At 35.6% G+C, this 22,862-nt stretch carries 17 protein-coding genes; 5 read left to right on the forward strand and 12 right to left on the reverse strand.

Going from position 1 to position 22,862, the window contains the following annotated elements; all coding sequences use genetic code 11:
- Window positions 1-123: 123 nt before the first annotated feature.
- From lpdA to glgA, 9 genes are all read right to left on the reverse strand, one after another.
- The gene (gene lpdA, locus LJ207_RS04025) at window positions 124-1,521 is read right to left on the reverse strand and encodes a dihydrolipoyl dehydrogenase (protein WP_229344296.1); all 1,398 of its coding nucleotides are present in this window, start codon (window positions 1,519-1,521) and stop codon (window positions 124-126) included.
- 22 nt (window positions 1,522-1,543) lie between these two features.
- Complete coding sequence (locus tag LJ207_RS04030) at window positions 1,544-2,584, reverse strand: bifunctional lysylphosphatidylglycerol flippase/synthetase MprF (protein ID WP_229344298.1); 1,041 nt, start codon at window positions 2,582-2,584, stop codon at window positions 1,544-1,546.
- A gap of 21 nt (window positions 2,585-2,605) precedes the next feature.
- Complete coding sequence (locus tag LJ207_RS04035) at window positions 2,606-3,376, reverse strand: ABC transporter ATP-binding protein (RefSeq protein ID WP_229344300.1); 771 nt, start codon at window positions 3,374-3,376, stop codon at window positions 2,606-2,608.
- Window positions 3,369-4,121 (reverse strand): ABC transporter permease, encoded by a 753-nt coding sequence (locus tag LJ207_RS04040; RefSeq protein WP_229344302.1) that lies wholly within the window; start codon window positions 4,119-4,121, stop codon window positions 3,369-3,371. The genes LJ207_RS04035 and LJ207_RS04040 overlap by 8 nt, the downstream gene beginning before the upstream one ends.
- Complete coding sequence (locus tag LJ207_RS04045) at window positions 4,102-5,061, reverse strand: ABC transporter substrate-binding protein (protein ID WP_229344304.1); 960 nt, start codon at window positions 5,059-5,061, stop codon at window positions 4,102-4,104. Before LJ207_RS04045 ends, LJ207_RS04040 begins: the two co-directional genes overlap by 20 nt.
- Window positions 5,062-5,089: 28 nt before the next feature.
- Window positions 5,090-6,028: a SufB/SufD family protein gene (locus LJ207_RS04050; RefSeq protein ID WP_229344306.1), complete on the reverse strand. Its 939-nt coding sequence runs from the start codon at window positions 6,026-6,028 to the stop codon at window positions 5,090-5,092.
- Complete coding sequence (locus LJ207_RS04055) at window positions 6,028-6,777, reverse strand: ABC transporter ATP-binding protein (protein ID WP_229344309.1); 750 nt, start codon at window positions 6,775-6,777, stop codon at window positions 6,028-6,030. Before LJ207_RS04055 ends, LJ207_RS04050 begins: the two co-directional genes overlap by 1 nt.
- Before the next feature lie 19 nt (window positions 6,778-6,796).
- On the reverse strand, window positions 6,797-8,020 hold the full coding sequence (locus tag LJ207_RS04060) for an L-arabinose isomerase family protein (protein WP_229344311.1): 1,224 nt from the start codon (window positions 8,018-8,020) through the stop codon (window positions 6,797-6,799).
- Between the two features lie 140 nt (window positions 8,021-8,160).
- A complete protein-coding gene (glgA, locus tag LJ207_RS04065; RefSeq protein WP_229344313.1) occupies window positions 8,161-9,936 on the reverse strand; it encodes a glycogen synthase GlgA in 1,776 nt (591 codons plus the stop codon).
- Window positions 9,937-10,195: 259 nt separating this feature from the next.
- Here glgA and glgB point away from each other — a divergent pair, with 259 nt between their 5' ends.
- The 3 genes from glgB to glgD are packed head-to-tail and all read left to right on the forward strand — an operon-like array spanning window position 10,196 to window position 14,537.
- Complete coding sequence (gene glgB, locus LJ207_RS04070; protein ID WP_229344315.1) at window positions 10,196-12,172, forward strand: 1,4-alpha-glucan branching protein GlgB; 1,977 nt, start codon at window positions 10,196-10,198, stop codon at window positions 12,170-12,172.
- Between the two features lie 30 nt (window positions 12,173-12,202).
- Window positions 12,203-13,384 carry a glucose-1-phosphate adenylyltransferase gene (locus tag LJ207_RS04075; protein ID WP_229344317.1) on the forward strand — a complete coding sequence of 394 codons (1,182 nt, stop codon included), beginning with the start codon at window positions 12,203-12,205 and terminating at the stop codon, window positions 13,382-13,384.
- A gap of 1 nt (window position 13,385) precedes the next feature.
- Window positions 13,386-14,537 carry a glucose-1-phosphate adenylyltransferase subunit GlgD gene (gene glgD, locus LJ207_RS04080; protein WP_229344319.1) on the forward strand — a complete coding sequence of 384 codons (1,152 nt, stop codon included), beginning with the start codon at window positions 13,386-13,388 and terminating at the stop codon, window positions 14,535-14,537.
- A gap of 55 nt (window positions 14,538-14,592) precedes the next feature.
- Here the strand turns inward: glgD and LJ207_RS04085 are convergent, their stop codons facing one another.
- The 3 genes from LJ207_RS04085 to pulA form a co-directional block, all read right to left on the reverse strand.
- On the reverse strand, window positions 14,593-15,954 hold the full coding sequence (locus LJ207_RS04085; protein WP_229344322.1) for an alanine/glycine:cation symporter family protein: 1,362 nt from the start codon (window positions 15,952-15,954) through the stop codon (window positions 14,593-14,595).
- 204 nt (window positions 15,955-16,158) lie between these two features.
- Window positions 16,159-18,057, reverse strand: a complete 1,899-nt coding sequence (locus LJ207_RS04090; RefSeq protein ID WP_229344324.1) for a DUF4914 family protein — start codon at window positions 18,055-18,057, stop codon at window positions 16,159-16,161.
- Between the two features lie 160 nt (window positions 18,058-18,217).
- On the reverse strand, window positions 18,218-20,137 hold the full coding sequence (gene pulA / locus LJ207_RS04095; protein WP_229344326.1) for a type I pullulanase: 1,920 nt from the start codon (window positions 20,135-20,137) through the stop codon (window positions 18,218-18,220).
- Between the two features lie 187 nt (window positions 20,138-20,324).
- On the opposite strand from pulA, the gene LJ207_RS04100 reads away from it, so the two are divergent.
- On the forward strand, window positions 20,325-21,320 hold the full coding sequence (locus LJ207_RS04100) for a carbohydrate kinase family protein (protein ID WP_229344328.1): 996 nt from the start codon (window positions 20,325-20,327) through the stop codon (window positions 21,318-21,320).
- A complete protein-coding gene (locus LJ207_RS04105; protein WP_229344330.1) occupies window positions 21,320-22,801 on the forward strand; it encodes a glycosyltransferase in 1,482 nt (493 codons plus the stop codon). Before LJ207_RS04100 ends, LJ207_RS04105 begins: the two co-directional genes overlap by 1 nt.
- Window positions 22,802-22,862 lie beyond the last annotated feature (61 nt).

Here is a 22,862-nt window from a genome sequence, read left to right on the forward strand (position 1 = left end):
TCATATATATTATATATTTTTTTTGAGCCAATGTCAAATAAATCTTAACAACTATATTAGTTATCAATCCTGTTAAGTCGGGGATTAGAGCTGATTTGTTGTGATAAAATTAACGCTTCGTTTTTAGCTTGTAAAGTGGATAGCTCCAGCTTTTAAATCTAAGGCCGCTTCATGAATAACCTCTGCTGTTGTTGGATGGGCATGGATTGTTTCTATTAAATCTTCAGCTTTTAGTCCCAGCCTAACTGCCAGAGTTAATTCTGCGATTAGATCACTTGCTTCTATACCCATAATCGCTCCTCCAATTATCTTTTCTGTCTCTGTTTCTGCTATTATTTTAACCATACCTTCTCTTTCTCCCATCGCCATAACCTTACCACTAGCTGCAAAGGGGAAGGTCCCCACTTTATAATCGATTCCCTTTTCTTCTGCTTCTGCTTCTGTTAAACCTACTGTTCCTATCTCAGGTGAGGTAAAAATCGCACCTGGAACTGCATCATAATTCATCTCTTTATCATGACCCATAATATTCTCTACTGCTATTACTCCCTGATGAGAGGCCACATGTGCTAAAAGCACCTTATCTGTTACATCACCAACTGCATAAATACCTTCTACATTAGTCTCTAACTTATTGTTTACAACTATGGCTCCTCTTTTTTCTGAAATCTTTAGCCCTGCATTAGCAGTTTTTAAACCTTCATGATAAGGCCTGCGTCCAACTGCCATTAAAACCTTCTCACCCTCTACACTCTTTGCCTTGCCTTTTTGCTCAAAAACTACCTCATAACCTGCAGCTGTCTCTTTGATTTCTTTAACCTCTGCTCCTGTTTTAACACTTATCTTTCTTCTTCTAGCTGAACGGTTTAATTCCTTAGCAATATCTGCATCTACTCCAGTTACAAGCTGATCTAAATATTCTACTACAGTTACATCAACTCCAAAGTTTTGAAAGATAAAGGCAAACTCCATCCCGATGATTCCTCCCCCAACAATGATCATCGATTCGGGCAGCTCTTTTAAATCAAGTACATCTCTGCTGCTTAAGATTCCGGCTAAATCGGCACCAGGTATCGGCAGTTTTGAAGGTACAGAACCTGTTGCTATGATAATATTATCTGCCTCTAAAGCTAGGGTTTTTTGGCCAACAACCTTTAAGTAGTTTTTATCGATAAAAGAAGCCTCACCTTCTATTCTCTCAACCCCATTTTTTTTAAGTAAATGATCTATACCTCCAACCAGCCTTTTAACTATTTTATCTTTTCTTTTAACAACAGCAGGAAAGTCAACTTCTGCTCCCTCTACTTTGATCCCAAAGTTTTGAGCTTCTTTGATATCTGCAAAAAGCTCTGCTGATCTGACAAAGGCTTTAGTGGGAATACATCCCCAGTTTAAACAGGTACCTCCTAAAACCTCTTTTTCTATTAAGGCGGTCTTAGCTCCCATCTGTCCAGCTCTAATAGCAGCTACATATCCTCCAGGTCCACTTCCAACAATTGCAATCTCATATTTTTCAGCCATTTTTTCAACTCCTCTGTGTATTTTATTTAGTTACAATGCCTTTTTTAAGCATTTCTAATATATAATTTTTTAATAGCTTTGGTTTTTTTACCTTTAATAAAGCATAAGCATGCTGGGGAGTAAATCTCCCGGGATAATAGACTAGATACCTTGCTTCCCAGTCAGTTGGAGCATATTTCTTTTTAGCATGATAAAGGTTTTTAAAGCCGTAAAAATAATTCATATTTTCATAGATATATTCAAAAATTCTGGTTGTTAATTTCTTTTTTATATCTTCTTCTCTCACATTTACTAGGGGAACAAGTCCTAAACTTCCCCATTCTGCTCCTTCTGATTTAAAAATCATAAAAGCTTCATAAATTATTTTTTCTATTACTCCTTGTGGGGCATCTGGAAGCCGCCTGGTAACTTCAGCTAGATAGCCATTTTTGTCAGCATATGGAGTGAAAACAACAAAAGCCAGTAATTTTCCAGCCTTATCATTTGCTATAAAATATCTTCTCTCAAATGGGTCTTCAAGCCCAATTCCACCCAGACTAAATTTTATTTCTCCACCCTTTTTCATCTTGAACCATTTTTCAGATAGCTCTAAAATTTCATTTTCTAGTTCAAAATCTCTTTTTTCTTTGGGCTTGTATTCACTGACCTCAATTCCTGCTTTATTAGCATGATTAATTGCAGCTCTAACCTTTGCCACTTTTCCACCTTTAAGATCATATTCTGCCAATTTAAAAAGAGCTTCTTCTCCATATTTGACACTTTCAAAATTAAAGCTTTTATATAATTCTAAAAATTTTTCTGTTGTATTTAAAAAAAGCAGTGAATAGCCTTTCTGCTTAGAAAAAGCGAAAAATTCCGACAAAAATTCTGCCGCATCCTCATCAGCCGCTATTATATCACCAGAAATTACTGCCACATCACCAACAACCGCATAAGCAAGAACACCATCTACATTCTCAGCAAAAAAATGTTTTTTATCACTTTCTAAAACATGATAAGAGATAGGGTTTTGCCCATATCTACTCACAATCTCATATAAATATTCTTTTCTCTTCTCATCCATTTTTGCACATCCCTACAGTTTCTATAACTCTTTTAAATCTTTCTGATCGACTTCAAATTCTGCAACTAAGTCAGTAAAGATTGCCATTATTTCTTCTAGTTTTTGATATAGTTCTGGATCACTTATTTTCCTCTGTGAGCGATCTTTTTTGATCAGCATCTCCTTTTTAATCCCTGAACCCTCTCCAGCTAAAATATAGATCCTATCTGCCAGCAAAAGTGCCTCTTCAGGATCATGAGTGATAAAAAAGAGGCTGATTCCACTCTCTTTTTGAATCAAAGTAATCATTTTTCTTAAATTATATTTTGTTTTCATATCTAATGATTTTAAAGGTTCATCTAAAAAAACAAGATCAGCTTTAACCGCAAAAGCTCTGATCAATTCCAGGCGCTGTTTCATCCCTCCTGATAATTCGTGCGGATAGCTATTTTTAAAATTACTTAAACCGGAAAGATTAAACAAAAGCTCACGCAGCTTAGATTCCTTTTCCAAATTGTAATTTTTTTGGACAAAAATCAAATTCTCTTCTGCAGTCTTCCAGGGCAGAAGTCTAGGCTCCTGAAATACATAAGCTAAGCGCAGTGAGTCTTTTTTTATTATTTCACCCTCATCAAGCTCTTCCATTCCGGCAGCAGTTCTAAAAACTGTTGTTTTCCCACTTCCTGAAGGGCCTAAAAGACAGGTGATTTCACCTTGATAAACATTTAAATTTAAATTCTTTAAAACTGTTAGCTGATCATAACTTTTTTTAGCATTTTCAAACTCAAGTATTTTCGCTTTTTTTTCAGTCATTTTTCCACCTGCTAACCCTGGCCTTTAATTTTTCCAAGAGATAATATTCTACAAAGATCATAAATAGCAGCAAAATTATTGTCCAGGCAAATAAGCTGTCAGTTGCTAGCATACTATTTGCCCTGCTCAATTGATAGCCAATCCCACTCGAAGAACCGATAAACTCAGCAAATACCGAAGACTTCCAGGCAAAGGCAAAAGCTATACTTAAAGCTGAAACAAGGGCAGGTAATAAAGCGGGAAAATAGATTTCTTTTATTATTCTCAACCTTGGTGTAGAATAGGCTTCTGCCATTTCTACCAATTCGGTATTAAGATCTTCTATACCCTGAAAAAGATTAACAAAAATAACGGGCATTGAAACTATGAAGATCAAGAAAATTGGAGTAAGATCTTCTGCTACTCCAAACCAGATTACCGCTAAAGCAATCCAAACAACAGGTGGAGTGGCCTGAATCATGGTAATCAAAGGCCTAAATGATCTTTTAAAATATTTAAATCTATGCATTAAAAGGGCCAGTACTACCCCAGTGATAACGGCCAGACTGTAAGCGATTAAAGTTCTTCTCAGGGTAATCATAAAACTAGAATATAATACTCCACTAACAGCAATTTGATGTAAGGCCCTTAAACTCTCTCCGACCGAGGGCAGGATCAGGCTGTTTAAACCAGCTGCTGCCTGCTCCCAGATCAGAATTAAAATTATTAAGACTAGATAAAAGGGTTTAAAAATAGAATTCTTCATCTACCATCCTGCCACCTATCATTTCTGGGTACATCTCTAAAATTTCAGAAAAATATAAGTCTATAAGCTCTCTACTTTCAGCTTCAGCATAGATATTTAAATCAACCCTGCTTAAAGACTGCTCAAGCACAGCTACAGGCATCTCAAAATGCTTGGCAGCAAGCTCTGCCGCAGCTGCTGGATTTTCATTTACCCAGTTAACTCCCTGATTATAATAAGCATTAACTATATTTGTAAACTGGGAATTTTCTTCTCCAAATTGACTGCTTACAAAAAGACCTACAAAAGGAATTCTGGGATCTCCATGAACTTTAGCCCATTCTTCCTGAATATCCATTGACAGCACAGCTTTTTCTGCATTCAACATTGTTACTGTAACCAAGGGCTCTGGTAGGAGAATTGCATCTAAATTACCTGCCATAAAATACTGAGCAGCACCTGGCAAAGATCTGTATACTAAATTAACAGACTCCGGATCAACATTGTTGGCTTCAAGTAAATAACGAGCCAAAAAGTCCAGGGGTCCTCCCTGAAGTGGTAAAGCCAGTGATTTAGATTCTAGATCCTGCCATCTTTCTACTTCAAAATCATAGCTCAGTAAATAGTCGATGGCCCAGGTGTTAATATTTAATAATTTTAAATCTATCCCTCTATTATAGGCATTAGCACCTACATTACTACCTGTTATCAAAAAATCTATCTCATTTTGGGCAATTAAAGATATTCCTCTTTGGTGGTCTGAAGATAAATTCAAATTGATATCTAAAGACTCAGGAATTTCAGCTTCTTCCTGCATCCATAAAAATGGAATAGCAGCAGGTACATTTGGAGCATTGACATTAATCTCTAGTGCTGCTGCAGGATTAAGAGCTGCCAGTAGAAAAATCACTAAAAAAAGCAGACTTAGAATTGAAATGCTTTTTATCTTTTGCTTAAACATAGCTTCTTCCTCCTAATTGCTAAAATTATTAATCGTTCAGCAGACCCTGGATGATTACATCTGATGCTTCTTCTTCATCTAAACCACGGGCCATTAATGTCTGCAGCTGAGTACTATCAACACTACCGATAGCAGCTTCATGAGTAACTTTTGCCTCAGGATGACGGACATCAACAATAGGAATAGCTCTTGCAATAGCATGATCTTTGATAATCTCGGTACAGTCTACATGTCCCATCGCTTCTGGAGCATCAGCTGTTAATTCATTATATATCTCTGCTTCTGCTTTATCTTTAAGGGCAATCTTCGAATCAAGCACACCCCGAGAACCCCTGCCATTTAAATGGGCAGCTTCTCTAATTTTAATTTCATCATCTTGTTCACCACTTATTCTAGCCAGCATATCTACTTTAGCATAGTCATCTAAATCAGCAGTATAATCAAAATCTATTTTGCCAACTCTTCCTTTGAGCAGATCAAATTTAGTTACCAGATGACCATGTGGCCCAACATTAATTTTGGATTTAGCAATTACTTCAACCCCACCATTATCACCGTGAAAATGATGTTCCTTATAAATATAGCTGCCACCAGCCTGAACATTAATTGCAGCATCCATTATATGCTGTACTTTAACTGCATTTGGAAATACACAATCTGCCCTAACCTCAACATGGGCATCTTTTTCTACTTCAACCTGCATATCGATTTTTTGTCTACCTTCTTTGGGAAGAACTCCAAAACACATATGAACAGGATTTTTTATTTTATAGCCTGCTTTAATTCTAACTTTAACAGCAACAGTATCTTCGGCAACTTTTTTGGCATCAACTTCTAAACCTTCTACCAGATTAGAACCTAAGATCTGATCTCTTTCCATAACTAAATGGGCTACTTCACTATCAGAAAAAATATCATTTCCACCGGCCTCTTTATAGGCATCAACCATCATTTCATAATCTTGCATTAACTTGCCACCTCCGTTTCACATTCTTCAGCCTTTGTACAAGGGCCACAGAATGATTTAAAATATTCACTTATAGCCTCAGGTTTACCCTGACGAATAATTTCTCCATCACATAATAGAGCAGCTCTATCAGCATATTTAAGCATTTCTTGAGAATGAGTGATCAACAAAATTCCACTCTGTGATTCTTTAAAATAATTTATCATATCAGCAATATTATTTAAAGCCACTATATCTACCCCGGAATCAGGCTCATCTAAAATGATTAATTCAGGGTGCATTAAAATCAATGCAGCAAGCTCTATTCTTTTTCTTTCTCCACCACTCAAACTTTTATCAACAAAACGGTCCAGATAAGTTTCAGGTCTAATAGCAACTTTTTGCAGAGCATCTCTCAGTTTTTCTTCTGTTACTTCTTCCTTTTTTGCCTTTAAACCAAGTGATAAAAACTCTCTTACAGTTACCCCCTGATAACGAGCTGGCTCCTGCCAGGCAAGGGTTATTCCCTTTTTAGCTCTTTCATTAATCGGCAGATCTTTTATTTCTTCTCCATTTAAAAGCAGCTCACCTTGATCAGGATAATATTTATTAATCCCCATTAAAGTATAGGCTAGGGTGGATTTACCACAGCCATTTGGACCTATAAGGGCAAAAACCTCTCCCTTTTCCAGGCTGAAATTTAAGCCATTTAGTATTTCAGCATCTTCAATTTTCAAATGTAGATCTTTTACTTCCAATAATTTTGTCATTATAACACTCCTTATAAATTTATTCCTTTGCTAAAAATTGATTTATCACAGCTGCATGATGACCGGTAATAATTATATGATGATTTGCAATAGCATCAGAAAGAAAGTAAGCTGAACTCTGCGGCAAATCAACTTTAATTTGAGTTCTACAGGCGTTTTCAGAATTCATATTCTCGATAATTTCTCCTTCAGCAACAAAATATTCTTCTAAACCACTACCACCAATCTTAAATACTGTAACAGCTCCTTTTTCTAATATACCCTGAATTCCAACTCCAAGACCTGTTTCAAAGTGAGAACGCAAAATAAACTTTTCACTTATAGAAATAGGTACAGTACAGTGGGCAAAAGATATCTGATCTTTTTTACTATCTATTTGCACCGGATTTGCCATAAAAGGTGTTTGACCGGTTAATTCTTCTGCCAAATACATGGTAAATACTGCCGGGATATCTCCTTCACAACCTGCGGTAATCCCTTCATCATTTAAAAGGGCTAAGGCAAGACAACCAGTATTTTTAAGCTTTTCTACCAGATCAAAACACCTTATTGTTAAAGCATCTAAATTATGATCTTTGGTCAATTTTTTAAGAGCCAGATAAATTTCAGCAGCCTCAATTAAATCTCTCTTATTACTTTCCAGCATTTTTTCAGCCTGCTCAAAATATTTTTCAGCAGTTTTTTGGGCTGCCTCTGCCTCGACATTTTCTAGTAAACTATAAAATTCTTCCATTTCTAGATCGATAAATTTTGGGCCCCAGTGCTGAGCAGCTGCTTCTCTATTAATCTGACTGCCGATTAACCAGTCAGATGAACGGCCTATTATCCCTATTCTGGCTTCTGAAATTTTAGTCCTTATCTTCCTATATTCTATTAATTCTTTTATTTCAGCAAGCAGATCTTCATTTTCTCCATGCAGAATCTTTGCTTCTACACCTTGTTTATTAATAAAACTCAGTATTTCTAAAGCAGCAGGAAGAGAATTATTAATTTCAACAGCATATAGATAAATAGGTCGGGGTAAATGCTCAAAAATTTGGGCGAAATTTTCTTCAGAACCCCCTGTTTTAATAAAATTAATAATTAAATCATAATCTGAAAAGTCATGGTCTTTAACCTTATCAAAAGTAATTTCTGTAATTTCAAAATTATTATGCAAAAACTCATATTTATCAGCCAGAGTTTTATTAATTCTCTCTTCAGCATGAATTTCTGATATTATTGAAACCAAAGCAATATTCATTATTTAACCTCCAAAAAATCTTTTTCTCTTTATCATTACTATTATATTTAATTTTAGCACTATTAGCAAACATAATTTTAGATAAAAAAAGACCGCCCCTTTAAGACGGTCTCTATTTGCCATATGATAATATATTTTGATTAAACCTTAATCATCTCTGCTATATTTTGATATTTTTTCTTACCTATTCCTTTAACAGCTGTTAAATCACCTGCTGCTGAAAATGGTCCATTTTCATCTCTATAGGCAACTATTCTTTCTGCATAAGCATTACCAATCCCATCTAATTGGGAAAGTTCAGCTGCTGAAGCAGTATTAATATTTATTAGCTTATCTTCTTGCTCAGCTTCAGCTTTTTCTGCTTCTTTACTTGCCTTAGTTTCAACAATATCAGTTACTTGAGGTTCATATACTTTAATATCTACGGGGGTCTCAGCTTCTTTTGTCTCTACTGTTTCTTTTTCCACCTCTATACCAACTAAATCAGCATAAAGATCTTCGTATTTGCGGGCTGAATTGTGCCAGCTGTAATCAAGATTCATAACTCTAGAAACTAATTTATTCCAGACACCTTTTTGCTCATAAAAAGAAACCGCTCTTTGAATTGTATAGAGCATATTATGAGCATTATAATCAGCAAATGTAAAACCAGTTCCTTCTCCTGTTTCTTCTTTATAGGAAATCACAGTATCATTTAAGCCACCAGTTTCTCTAACAATTGGAATAGTACCATAACGGAAACTGATTAACTGACTTAAACCACAGGGTTCATAACGGGAAGGCATTAAGAACATATCACTACCAGCATAAATTTGATTAGCAAGTTTACTGTCATACATTATATTAACAGAGAGGTTATCCTGATATTCCGACTCTTTAGCTTTTAAGAAGTCCTCATATTCTCTGTAACCTGTACCCAGAATTAAAAGTTGAGCACCTGTTTCCAAAATCTCATCAAAAACAGCTTTAACTAAATCAAGTCCTTTTTGCTCAACCAGACGAGAAATAAAGCCAATTAAAGGAATATCTGCATCAACTTTAAGTCCCATTTTTTGCTGGATATGAATTTTGTTTGCTATCTTCTTATCGATTTCTCCCTTAGAATAGCGGACCGGAATATTCTCATCTGCAGCAGGATTAAATTTATCATAACTAATCCCATTTACAATTCCACTTAAATCATCTCCCCGCAATCTAAGAGCATAATCAAGACCTTCGCCAAAGTATGAGGTCTGGATCTCCTGGGCATAACTTTCACTCACAGTTGTAATATGATCTGCATACATTATACCACATTTCATATAATTTGTGAGTCCATTATGACGGACTTTACCGCTGTCCCAGTGGTTTTGACCTAAGGCTAAAACATCACCAGCAACTTCAGGCCCAAACTGTCCCTGATAGCGGATATTATGTATTGTAAATACAGTTTTCATATCCTTATAAAAATCCTGCTGACGATAACGGTCTGCAAAAAGTACAGGCAAGGGTCCTGTCTGCCAGTCATTAGCATGTATAACATCAGGTTGGAATCCAATTACAGGCAGCATATCTAATACAGCCTGTGAGAAAAATGCGTACTGCTCATGTTTATCTTGATTTTCATAGAGAGAATCTCTATCAAAATAATGCTTATTATCAACAAAATAAACAGGTACTCCATCCTCTTCTAAATAGTTAACTCCCAAATATCTGTCTCTCCAGGCCAATTTGGTTCTAAAATAACAGACTGACTCCATCTTTTCTTGATACTTTTCTGGAATCTGTCTATACTGTGGTATTACCAGCCTTACGTCATGCCCCTCTTCAATTAAAGCTTGGGGTAAAGAACCTGCTACATCAGCAAGACCTCCAGTCTTAATAAATGGATCTGCTTCTGAAGCTACAAATAAAATTTTCATTTTTTCTTTTTTCATCAAGCCACCTCCTAAAAAGTTCGATAAATCTTTATCTCCGACAAGTGAATAATTTCCAATTTAAGCTAAATATATATTTCCCCGTATAACAATAGTTTATTAAAACTCTCTGCTCCTGTCAAATTAAAGATTTTTGAGCAAATTAAATTAGCTTTAAAAAGAAGTTAATTAAAGGAAAATATCACTAAATAGAGAATAGTTATAATACATAAGCCAAAATTTTAAATAGTTTTAAGTTAATTGAGAGGAGGGAGTTTTTATGAAAAAAGATAATTATCCTGGTGATTATGATAGATATCTATTTCATCAGGGAAGACATTATGAAAGTTACGAATTTCTTGGAGCTCATCTGACTGAAGAAGATGGTGTAAAAGGGGTCAGATTTTCAATTTGGGCTCCCAATGCCGAAGAGATAAGTGTAATCGGTGATTTTAATGATTGGGATAAGACTGCTGATTCCTTAAAAAAGATAAAGGACTCCGGAATCTGGACTGTTTTTGTTCCTGAAGCTGAAAACAAAATGTACTATAAGTACTGGATTAGAGGCTATAGGGGAGTAATTAGGGTCAAGGCAGACCCTTATGCTAAAAGACAGGAAAAAGCACCTAAAACAGCCTCCCAGATCTATGAAGCAGAAGAGTATAGCTGGCAGGATAAAAAATGGATGAAAAAAAGAGAAAAGAAAAATGTACTTAAAGAACCTATAAGTATTTATGAACTTCACCTGGGTTCCTGGAAACAGGATGATGGTGAATTAATGAATTATAGAGATATTGCAGATGAACTGGTAGACTATATTTTAGAAATGGGTTTTACTCACATAGAATTAATGCCTTTAACAGAATATCCATTTCCTGGCTCCTGGGGTTATCAAACAACAGGATTTTTTGCCTTAACTTCTCGTTATGGTACTCCAGAAGATTTTATGTATTTTGTTGATAAACTCCACCAAAATAATATTGGAGTGATAATGGATTGGGTTCCTAGTCATTTTTGCAAAGATGACCATGGACTTAGGCTTTTTGATGGTACAGCCTTATTTGAAAGTGATGATCCCCGCCGGGCAGAAAATCTACAGTGGGATACTTTAAATTTTGATTTTGGCCAAAATGAAATCTGGAGTTTTTTAATATCCAGTGCTAATTACTGGCTGGAAAAATTCCATATTGATGGTTTAAGAGTAGATGCTGTCAGCAATATGCTTTATTTAAACTATGAAAAAGAAGATGGAGAATGGGCAGCTAATCAATATGGAGGTTTCGAAAATTTAGAAGCAATAGAATTTATTAAAGAATTAAATACTGAGTTATTCAGCCGCTATCCAGGTCTGCTGATGATTGCAGAAGAATCGAGTGCCTGGCCTTTAGTTACAGCTCCTGTTCATGAGGGTGGTCTGGGCTTTAACTTTAAATGGAATATGGGCTGGATGAATGACACCTTAGATTATATGGAAAAAGAGCCAGTTTACAGGAAATGGGAACATAATAAATTAACTTTTTCTAGTATGTACAGCCACAGTGAAAATTATATTCTCCCCCTATCTCACGATGAGGTAGTCCACGGCAAAAAATCATTGGTAGATAAAATGCCGGGTGATTACTGGAGGAAATTTGCAAATTTAAGATTACTATATAGCTATATGTATGCTCATCCAGGTAAAAACCTGCTTTTTATGGGAGGAGAATTTGGGCAATTTATTGAGTGGAACTACAAACAGCAATTAGACTGGCTGCTGCTTGATTATGAAAAACATCAACAAACTCAAGAATTTGTTAAAGATCTCAATCAACTTTACCAAAAAGAAAAGGCTCTCTGGGAACTAGATCATGATGTACATGGATTTAGATGGATCGAAGCTGATGATTATGATCAGAGTGTACTCAGCTTTATTAGAAGTTCAGAAAATGCTAAACAGCAGATTATTGTGCTGCTGAATTTCACACCTGAACCTAGAGATGATTACAGAATTGGGGTTCCTGGCCCTGGAGAATATGAACTACTTTTAAACAGTGATCAGCAAGTATATGGAGGTTCTGATTATCAAACTTCAGCCAGGGTAAATGCTAAAAAGAAAGCTTATCATGGCTTTGAATATTCTATCAGTATTAATTTACCTCCCTTGGCCGGTGTTTATCTAAAATATAATAAAAACAAAAGTGAAATTAAAACTAAAAAGCAAGAAAATCTAAATAAGGAAAAGCCAAAAAAAGAAAAAAATAAGCAAAAAGAAAAATAATTTTTAGTAGTTTAAAAAAGGAGGTAGCAAATGCCCAAAGTAGAAATGCTCGCAATGCTTCTAGCAGGAGGTAAAGGCAGCAGACTTGGAGTTTTAACAAATAATATTGCCAAACCAGCAGTACCCTTTGGAGCAGAATACCGCTTAATTGATTTTCCTTTAAGCAATTGTTCAAATTCAGGAATTACAACTGTAGGAGTTTTAACCCAATATAAACCGCTTGTTTTAAATAGGTATATAGGTAGTGGTAGTTCCTGGGATCTAGACAGACATACTGGTGGAGTAACCGTACTACCTCCTTATGTTAAAGAAGGAGGAGGTCACTGGTATAAGGGGACTGCAGATGCTATATATCAAAATATAGAGTTTATAGACCTTTATGATCCCGAATATGTATTGGTCTTATCAGGGGATCATATTTATAAAATGGATTATTCAAAAATGCTGGAATTCCATAAAGAAAAAAAGGCAGAAGTAAGTATTGCAGTTTTGGAAGTCCCCTGGGAAGAAACTCACCGCTTTGGAATAATGAATACCAATCAAGAGCAAAAAATTATTGAATTTCAGGAAAAACCAAAAGAGGCCAAAAACAATTTAGCTTCAATGGGTATTTATATTTTCAACTGGGAAACACTGCGCAAATATTTAAATGAAGAAGCAGAAAGAAATGAAGATTCTGCGGGTGATTTTGGTCATAATATAATTCCAGCCATGATGAATGATCAATTAGCCTTTTATGCCTATACATTTAAAGATTACTGGAAAGATGTGGGAACTATAGAAAGCTACTGGCAGGCCCACATGGATCTTTTAGGAGATCAGTCAAAACTTGATCTTCAGGACCGCAAATGGGTTATCTATAGTGTTAATCCTAATCGACCTCCACAATATATCTCAGGCAAGGCAGAAGTAGAAAATTCTATAATAAATAAAGGAGCCCAGATCATGGGTAGGGTTAAAAACTCGGTACTCTTTTTCGGGGTCAAAGTTGGCAGAGATGCTGTGATAGAAGATTCAGTAATTCTACCTAATAGTTCTATTGCCTCAGGCTCTCATATAAAAAATTCAATTATCGGGCGTAATGTCACTATAGAAAAAAATTCTCAAATCGGAGTTGATTCTGATTCCGATCAAATAAAAATAACAGTTGTTGGAGATGAAGAATTGATTCCAGAGTCCTCTCAGATAAAATCAGGAACGGTGGTGGGTTAAGATGGAAAACTCAATTTATAAAAAAAATGGTCAGAGCATGAAAAATGTAATGGGAATAATTAATAATGCTTTAGATGAATCATTTTTGGACAAATTAACAGCTCACCGCTCTCTAGCCTCTGTTCCCTTTGGAGGTAGATACAGGTTAATCGACTTTCCACTTTCTAATATGGTAAATTCGGGGATCACCAATGTTGGTCTACTGCTGCAGTCTAAGTATCGTTCCTTAATGGATCATATCGGCTTTGGAAAAGCCTGGGATTTAGATCGAAAAAGAAACGGTCTTTTTATTCTACCACCATCTCACATTTACAAAGCTGATCGAGCCTATAAAGGGGATCTGCAAAATTTCAGCAGTAATATCGATTATATAGAAAGAAGTGATCAGGAATATCTAATTATCGGCAGTCCCAATATAGTAGCGAATATTGATTATAGAGATGCCTTTAAATTTCATCTGCAAAATCAAAATGATATAACAATTATTTATAAAGAAGTGGATGTTTTTCGGCGTGATACTTCATATATCTTGCTTAATACAGATGATCATGATCGGATAATCGAAATGAAGGTTAATCCCAAAGATAAATATTACACAAAGATATCTTTACAGAGGTATATAATCAAAAAAGATCTACTGCTTGATATAATCGATGATTGTATAAGTATGGGGCAGTGGGATTTTGTTAAAAATGCAATTATCGGTAATTTGAATAAGCTTAAAGTTTACGGTTATCCTTTTAATTCTTATGCATCAGTTATAAATTCTATTAATGGTTATTATAAAGCTAATTTAGAACTTCTAAAACCAGATGTTTGGCAGGAACTTTTTCTAAAAGGTGGGCCGATCTTTACCAAACCAAAAGATGAAGCACCAAGCTCCTATAAAAGTGGGGCAAATGCCAAAAATATTCTGGCAGCAAATGGCTGCTCAATTGAAGGAGAAGTTAAAAGCAGCATTCTCTTTAGAGGAGTTAAAATTCATCCAGGAGCAGTAATTAAAAATTCTATAATTATGCAGAAATCTATTATTGGTAAAAATGCAAAATTAGAAAATGTTATTTTAGATAAGGGAGTTCAAATTACCGCAGATAAATCTCTCAAAGGAGATATAAATTTACCGATGATAATTGCTAAAAACTCCATAGTTTAAAAAAAGGATGAACCGGGTGCTCCGGCTCATCCTTTTCCTATTTACAAGTGCTTTTTTAAGCAGACTTATCAAGTGTATCCATATAATCATCTTTCTCTTTAACAATAACCCCTGCCAGTACTATTAAAGCAACCAAGTTAGGAGCTGCCATCAAACCATTTAGGGTGTCAGCTAAGAGCCAGATCGGCTCTAATGCTCCAATTGCTCCTATAAAAAGCAAAATCACAAAAACCACCCTATAAGGCTGAACTATTTTTTTACCAAATAAATATCTCCAGCTCTCTTCTCCATAAAAGCTCCAGGTTAACATCGTAGTATAAGCAAAAATGATAATACTGATATTGATAATATAACCACCTGGGCCAGGCAAACCTCTGGTAAATCCTTCAGCTGCCAAAACAGCTCCAGTTTCACCAGTTCCCAAGGCACCTGTTAATAAAACAACAAAGGCAGTTATAGAACCAACAACAATTGTATCAATAAACACTTCCCAAATACCCCACATACCCTGACGGGTAGGCTTATTTTTAGCCTGAGCATGGACTATTGAAGCTGCACCTAAGCCGGCTTCATTAGAAAAAACTCCTCTGGCAATACCAAAGCGAACTGCCATTCTTACAGAAGCACCAGCAAAGCCTCCAAAGGCTGCTGCTGGACTGAAGGCATTAGCAAAAATATCAGCTAAAACTCCGGGCAAAGCCGAAATATTGATTAAAATAATTATAAATCCACCAATAAAATAAAATATAGCCATTATAGGCACAAGTCTTTCTGCCACTTTACCAATCCTTTTAATTCCACCCAAAATAACAAGGCCTACAAAAAATGAAACAGCAAGACCAGTAATCCAGGTTGGAATAGCAAATCCACTTTCAGCTGCATGGGCAAGAGTATTTGATTGCACCATATTCCCGATTCCAAAAGCAGCTATTCCGGCAAAAAACGCATATAAAACTGCCAGCCACTTCCATTTTCCTCCCATACCATGTTCTATATAATACATAACTCCACCAGTGTAATCATCTTCTCCATGTTTTTCTCTGAATTTGACCCCAAGCTGGGCCTCACCAAATTTGGTTGCCATACCTACTAAGGCAGAAATCCACATCCAAAAAACAGCTCCTGGTCCACCTAAAGAAATTGCAGTACTTACCCCCGCAATATTACCAACACCAAGGGTAGCTGCCATTGCAGAACTAATGGCCTGAAATGAAGATAAAACTCCTCCCTCCTCTTCTACTTCTTTACTAAAATAGCGGCCAAAACTTTTATCCCAGGAAAGCTTAAAGTGCTTAAATTGGAAAAAGTCAAGTCTAATCGTTAGATAAAGTCCTGTACCAACAAGCAAAACTAAAAAAGGCGGTCCCCAAACAACTGCATTTACAGCATCATTGATAGATAAAAAAGTTTCTAGCATCTGCTTCCTCCTCGAATAATATTTGTAGTTATATTAACTACATAGATTTATAATTAGATAGCAAGCTGGATTTTCCTGCATAATAAAGTAATTAATTTATATAATAATCTTATCCAGGTATACAAAAAAACTCCTGCCTTTAAGCAGGAGTTTGATGTGATATATATTTATAATTAAAATTATTGTCTTTAAATCAATTTCAATTTAGACCTCTCTAATTATCGGTTCTCCCTTGATTAAATCACAATAATCTTCAACTTTACCGTCATTTAAACAGGTTTCAATTATCTTTTCGCCAATTGGATCAAGACCAGGTTCTAGATATTCTCTCACACATTTTTTGAAGAAGTCAGAAAGAATCTTACCACCAATATCATAGGCCTTTTCTCCAACTTCGGCCTGACGATGAACCTGCAGAAATTCTTTTTCTATCTGCTGACCTTCAACCAGGAGTTCTTTTAATGAATAGCCTAAGAGCGGCATTCTGGCTGGTCTGAGCTGATCTTTGGTAAACCAAGCTCCACCTCTCCGAGCTAAATACTCCCTGGTTATCCATTCAGGCATAAAACCTACCTTCCAGGCCCCAATATGCTGATTGGGAGTAACTATATATTTAACCTTTGGTGTCTCAATAATCTGTTCTAAAAGCAAATTCGCCTGATCTACTTTTTTACCTGTTGCAAAAGGCCAGTAAGAACCAACTCCCTCAGAACTCATACCATCACCGGTAATTATACTGGGGTTACCATGGCCGCGTGGAGAAACAAGCCTCCATAACCAGGCAAGGGCCGGTGGTAAAACATGGAATAGCCCTAAAATTCCATAAGTTGGGTTTTCTTTTGTACAAGGTGGTACTCTAACTCCAAAACTTCTCACATCGATTGAAAGAGGTTCTGTTAAAACATCAGGTATTATATCTCTTGGAATAGTAACCCTGGGGTTTGGACAGGGCTTATTAGGCTCATCTTCAATATGCTCCCAGATTAAAGCTGTACTATTTGGAGCAGCATCAATATTTAAAAATAAAAGCGGTTTATCTGGATCAGCAGTAATTGCTTCCAGATTTGGCTCAGTTCCATATTTATTAATATGATCTACTCGCACAAACCAGGAATTTTCAGCATCCATCAAGGTTAATTTACCATTATTTTTCTGTAAAGAATTATGGCAGACTGCCATATCATCTGTCATCGGTCTTAAACCACAACCTTGGGGTAGGGTAATTCTATATTTTTCATCTGTCATTAAGTTTTTACCAAAGAGCAGACGCCCACTTCTTTCGCGGTGCATATCTTCAAGCATTTCACTCTTTCCACCACCACTTGCACCTTCATGAGAGATGTTTACTGTATTACCATAAGGAGTAACAACCTGAACAGCAGAACAGTGTAAGGTAAGCCATTCTTCCTCTTCTCCCTGGTTAATTAACATCCCATAAACACCTTTTTTGGCACTTGGGCCTGGATAAAGATTATAGGCAAACATCTCATACTTATTTTTCAGTCTTCTATGAACAACTATCTGTTTACCATCAAAATGGGTGTGTCTAAAAGGGGGAGCAATATAAATAAAGGATTTAGGTTCAAAAGCCTCATCTAATTCCCTTGTATCAATAATCCCCTGTAAGAGGGCCAGACCAAAGGCAAAAAAGCCTGCATTAGCTGGTGCAATCGCCATTGCTTTCACACCTAAACCAGAAGGTCCGGTTTCAAAAACGAATATAGCCAGTTCCTGATCTTTTAACCAATCAAAAGTCTCTTCTCTCATTCCAGAAAAATCCTCACCAAATCTATCCTCATACCTTTGTTTATCAGTTGGCTGATCATCTGCAATTAACATACAGTTGGGATCACGCCTTCTCATATATGGTTCAAGATAATTGGCAGAGATACCATTTCTAACTTTACAAACTACAGCCTCCACTACTTCACCCTGACCGGGAATATCATATTTTACTTCCTGACAGCCATTTTTAGCATCTCTTACTGCTAAGTTTACTAGGTCATTTTCATTGTGAGCCACAATATAATTGGGACAGGCTTCTAAAATTTCTTCTACTTCATCGGGTAAAACTACATTTTCTAACTGCTTTTCTTTAATCATAAGTTATACTCGCTACTCCTTTCTTTCTCTAAAATTGAGATTTCAAACAAATTTATTGAAAAGTCAGAACTTTTATTTTTTATTTTGTTGGGGAAATAAAATTTAGTTTAACAATTTAATTTTATCACAGAAAATATCATTATACAAGTATTTTGTAGCTCTAATAACCAGTCACTAAATCTTCTGAATAGACGACCATCCCTGTAATTGGAGGAACAACAACCTCATCAGAGTGAAAAAATCTAATTGGTTCAGTCCCAGCTGTTTTTTCGTCAACCACAATGGCCCAGGTCCCATGTTCTGGAAGAAAAAACTGTTTCCACTCATGAGATGGATTTAAAAGCACTAATATTTTTTCCCAGGCATCTTCATTAGCATTATTATAAATACCATAACCAACTGTACCAAAAGGTGAACTAATGAATTCTATATTTTCTCTGATCGCTTCTCTTGTTTTCATCCTGAAGGCAGGATGATGGCTGCGTAAATTTATTAAACCTTTAACATAGTTAAAATGATCCCTATAAGTGGTTTTCCTTTCCCACTTCAGCTCATTAATATCTATCCCAGAATTATAACTGTTGTGGTCGCCAAACTTTGTTCTTAAAAATTCAGTTCCTGCTAAAATAAATGGTACCCCTTGTGAAGTTAAAAGAGTTACCATTGCTAATTTCTGCATTTTTTTTCGTTCTTCTTCATCAGCTCCAGGACAGCAGCGGGCCAGTTTATCCCAAAGGGTAAGGTTATCATGTGATGCAACATAATTAATTGTTTCACTTGGATAATGGGCAAAACCGTGCAGCCTTCTTTCAGCCAGACCAACAGAACCAATTATCCCCTCATTTATCTGTCTTTCCAGACCTATTTTACCCTGAATAAAACCTTTTTCAAATCCATCATTATCTCCTTTAATCGCTTGACGATAATCATCATTGAAAACCGAAATACCTGTCCCCCTTTGATCACCTTTTCTAATCTGTTGATAATTGCTCAATTGAGGTTCAAGTGCAGTCCAGGGTTCTCCATAGATCAGAGCAGAAGGATTTTCTCTTTTCAATTTTTCTGTTGCTAAAACCATCGTTTCTCTATCAATAGCTGACATGAGATCAAAACGAAAACCATCAATATGGTATTCACGGCTCCAATATAATAAGGAGTCTATGATAAATTTACGCATCATCTCTCTTTCAGTAGCTATTTCATTTCCACAGCCGGAAGCATTGGCAAATTCTCCGTCTTCAGTAAACCTATAAAAATAATTAGGAAATATTTTTTGAAATGGTGAATCTTTAGTTTGGTATGTATGATTATAGACTACATCCATAATTACTCCAATCCCATATGAGTGAAGTGTTTTGACCATTTTTTTGAATTCATAAATTCTGCTTTCATTGCTGGGATTTGTGGAATAAGAGCCTTCTGGAACCATATAATAAAGTGGATCATAGCCCCAATTATAATCTTTTTGATCTAAATCATCAACAGTACAAAAATCAAAAACCGGTAAAAGATGGACATGGGTAATACCCAATTCTTTTAAATGAGCAATCCCGGTTAACATCCCTTCTTGATTAACACTATGTCTTTCTGTAAAAGCTGTGTATTTACCTCTATTTCTCATTCCGCTTTCTTTTGAAATAGAAAAATCTTTAACATGGAGTTCATAAATAACAGCATCAACCGGATCCTCTATTGTTATGTGTTTATCATCTTTCCAGGTGGGTGGATTAACTTTAGAGGGGTCAACAATTAAACCATATTTGCTATTAGTCCCAACAGCTTTAGTCCAGGGATCAACAAAGTTAAACTCCTCTCTTGGTGTATTTAATCTTAAACGATAATATTTACCGTAAACACTTAAGGGAAGATCAACCTTCCAGGTATCACTAATTGAACGTTCTAATTTAAATTCTTCAATTTTATTTTTTCCTTGATCATCTTCATAGATTTCTATAGAAGCAGCTTGAGCTGGGGGTGACCAAATTCTATAATGTATATTTTCAGAATCAAAACTAAAACCGAGATCATCACCAGAGTAATAAAGTTTTCCAACTTCTCTTTTCAATTTTACTTTTAGCATATAAACCATCCCCACTATATTTCTGTTTAAATCAATATCCAGATATATCTTTCCTATTGTTTTATTATTAATTCTTTGTTAAATAGACTTTTCCTGCCCAGAGAATATATTAATCTCTAAAAAAAACAGGTTATTTAAAATTTATGTAGAAATAAAGATTAATAGGAAGTATAATAATTAACATGAGGTGAGACTATTGTTAAGTATTTATGATCGCTTATATCCTGAGAAAAAAGCTATCGATGTAACAGCATATGGGGAGGTTCTTCTTGATATGATTTCTCGAGAAGAAGCTCCTTTAAAAGAGTGTGTTAACTTTACAAGGTATTTTGGTGGTTCTCCTGCCAATGTTCTTGTTAATTTACAGAGACTGAACAATCAAACTGCTTTTATATCGAGAATAGGAGATGATGCCTTTGGTGAATATTTAAAAGATATTTTAAAGGATGAAAGAGTTGACCTAGACTGTCTACAAATAGACAGTTCTGCAGCAACCCCGGTCATTTTTGTCAACAAAAGTAAAGCAACCCCTTCCTGGCTTGCCTATAGGGGAGCAGATATTAATATTAAAATTGAGGACAGTATTTATAAAAAGATAGATCAATCTTCAATATTTTTTGTCGGTAGTTTTATACTTTCAGAAAATCCTGCTCGATCTACAGCCTTAAAAATTATCGATTATGCAGTTGAAAATGATACATTATTAGCTTTTGATCCTAGTTTTAGAGCCAGCCTCTGGCCTGAAGGTGAAAAAGGTAAAAAAATCATTAAAGATATTATTGCTAAATCAGATTTTATTAAACCTTCACTTGATGATGCTGAGCATTTATTTGGCAAAGATACTCCCAAAAATTATTTAAAAAAATACCATCAATGTGGAGCTAAGATTGTTATTTTAACCCTGGGCAAAGATGGAGTTTTATTATCTGATGGTAAAAATGAACCCTTACATATAGAAGTTTTTTCAGAAAAGGTTATTGATGTAACAGGAGCTGGTGATTCTTTTTGGTCAGGTTTTTTAAGTGGGATTTTAAGGTCATTGAGCATTAAAGAATCTGCTCGGCTGGGAAATGCAGTAGCTGCATTTAAAATTCAGGGAGTTGGTGCTCTCTCATCAATACCACCACTTATGGAAATTATGTCATATTATAATATTAGTCCTGCTGAAAGGGGAGAAAATTAATGAGTGATATTAAGCATGTTGCATTTTTAAATCCACAGGGGAATTTTGATAAAGAAGATAGTTATTGGACAGAACACCCTGACTTTGGTGGTCAGTTAGTCTATGTTAAAGAAGTCAGCAAGGCAATGGCAGAATTAGGAGTTAAGGTTGATATTATAACAAGACAGATTAATGATCCCAACTGGCCCGAGTTCAGTGACTTATATGATAATTATGAAGGAGCTGAGAACCTGAGAATAATCAGACTGCCTTTTGGTGGTGACAGATTTTTAGAAAAAGAAAAATTATGGCCTCATCTCAAAGAATATGTTGATGCAGTTGCCGATTTTTATGATGAAGAAGGAGTTTTTCCTGATTTCTTTACAACTCACTATGGAGATGGAGGTCTTGCTGGTGTGTTATTAAAAGAAAAAATGGAAACTCCTTTTTCTTTTACCGGCCATTCACTAGGTGCGCAAAAAATGGATAAACTTAATTTTAGTCAGGATAATTATAATCAATTAATAGATAGATTCAAATTTCATTCTAGAATTGTTGCAGAAAGGTTAGCAATGAAATATGCCAATCAAATCATAGTCAGCACAGCCCAGGAAAGATATGAACAGTATTCTCACCCCTATTATGAGGGAGCAGCTGTGGTTGAAGATGATCAGAAGTTCTCTGTAATTCCTCCTGGAGTTAATACTACAGTCTTTGATGGCAGCTATAGTGAGGAAACTGCTGAGAAATTAGCAAATTATTTAACAAGAGATCTTGATGCTAAAAGAAGTGAACTACCCTGTATAATTTCTGCCAGCAGACTTGATCAAAAGAAAAACCATATCACTTTAGTTAAAGCTTTTGCTCAAGATGAAGAACTACAGCAGATTGCTAACCTTGTCATAACTTTAAGAGGTATAGAAAATCCATTTGAAGATTACAGTGCTGCAGGTGGAGAAGAAAAAGAAATCTTAGCTAAAATAATAGAAATTATCGAAGACAATAATCTGGCAGGAAAAGTGAGCATGTTTCCAATCTCCAGTCAAAAAGAACTTTCTGAATGCTATGCCTTTTTGGCTGAAAAAGAATCTGTTTTTTCACTGACCTCCTTTTATGAACCTTTTGGTTTAGCTCCAGTTGAAGCCATGGCTGCAGGATTACCAGCAGTTGTGACCAAAAATGGTGGTCAAAAAGAAATTATGGAAGATGATGAATATGGTATTTTAATTGATCCTGAAGATCCTGCAGATATTGCCAGAGGTTTAAAAAAGATCCTCGGCAAAAAAGATATCTGGCAAAAATATCAGAAAAAGGCAATAAAACGGGTTGAAAGTAAATATACCTGGAATCAAACTGCAAAAAGATATTTAAAGGCAATAGAAAAAGGCTTAAAGCTGCAGATTCCGGTCGACCACAGTGATATTCCAAGTTATTTTTTCCTTCCAGATAGTGACAATGAACATAAGTTATTAGAAAAATTTAACCAAAATGTGCTAAAATAATAGACATTTGCTGAGAATTTGTTATAATAAATAAATGCATACTGTAAAAAAGTGAAAAAAG

This window comes from Halanaerobium polyolivorans (assembly GCF_020711195.1).
GTDB lineage: Bacteria > Bacillota > Halanaerobiia > Halanaerobiales > Halanaerobiaceae > Halanaerobium > Halanaerobium polyolivorans.

Coding starts and splice junctions, on each gene's coding strand:
- lpdA (WP_229344296.1), bottom strand. CDS start 1,521: ATGGCTGAAAAATATGAGATTGCAATTGTTGGAAGTGGACCTGGAGGA.
- LJ207_RS04030 (WP_229344298.1), bottom strand. CDS start 2,584: ATGGATGAGAAGAGAAAAGAATATTTATATGAGATTGTGAGTAGATAT.
- LJ207_RS04035 (WP_229344300.1), bottom strand. CDS start 3,376: ATGACTGAAAAAAAAGCGAAAATACTTGAGTTTGAAAATGCTAAAAAA.
- LJ207_RS04040 (WP_229344302.1), bottom strand. CDS start 4,121: ATGAAGAATTCTATTTTTAAACCCTTTTATCTAGTCTTAATAATTTTA.
- LJ207_RS04045 (WP_229344304.1), bottom strand. CDS start 5,061: ATGTTTAAGCAAAAGATAAAAAGCATTTCAATTCTAAGTCTGCTTTTT.
- LJ207_RS04050 (WP_229344306.1), bottom strand. CDS start 6,028: ATGCAAGATTATGAAATGATGGTTGATGCCTATAAAGAGGCCGGTGGA.
- LJ207_RS04055 (WP_229344309.1), bottom strand. CDS start 6,777: ATGACAAAATTATTGGAAGTAAAAGATCTACATTTGAAAATTGAAGAT.
- LJ207_RS04060 (WP_229344311.1), bottom strand. CDS start 8,020: ATGAATATTGCTTTGGTTTCAATAATATCAGAAATTCATGCTGAAGAG.
- glgA (WP_229344313.1), bottom strand. CDS start 9,936: ATGAAAAAAGAAAAAATGAAAATTTTATTTGTAGCTTCAGAAGCAGAT.
- glgB (WP_229344315.1), top strand. CDS start 10,196: ATGAAAAAAGATAATTATCCTGGTGATTATGATAGATATCTATTTCAT.
- LJ207_RS04075 (WP_229344317.1), top strand. CDS start 12,203: ATGCCCAAAGTAGAAATGCTCGCAATGCTTCTAGCAGGAGGTAAAGGC.
- glgD (WP_229344319.1), top strand. CDS start 13,386: ATGGAAAACTCAATTTATAAAAAAAATGGTCAGAGCATGAAAAATGTA.
- LJ207_RS04085 (WP_229344322.1), bottom strand. CDS start 15,954: ATGCTAGAAACTTTTTTATCTATCAATGATGCTGTAAATGCAGTTGTT.
- LJ207_RS04090 (WP_229344324.1), bottom strand. CDS start 18,057: ATGATTAAAGAAAAGCAGTTAGAAAATGTAGTTTTACCCGATGAAGTA.
- pulA (WP_229344326.1), bottom strand. CDS start 20,137: ATGCTAAAAGTAAAATTGAAAAGAGAAGTTGGAAAACTTTATTACTCT.
- LJ207_RS04105 (WP_229344330.1), top strand. CDS start 21,320: ATGAGTGATATTAAGCATGTTGCATTTTTAAATCCACAGGGGAATTTT.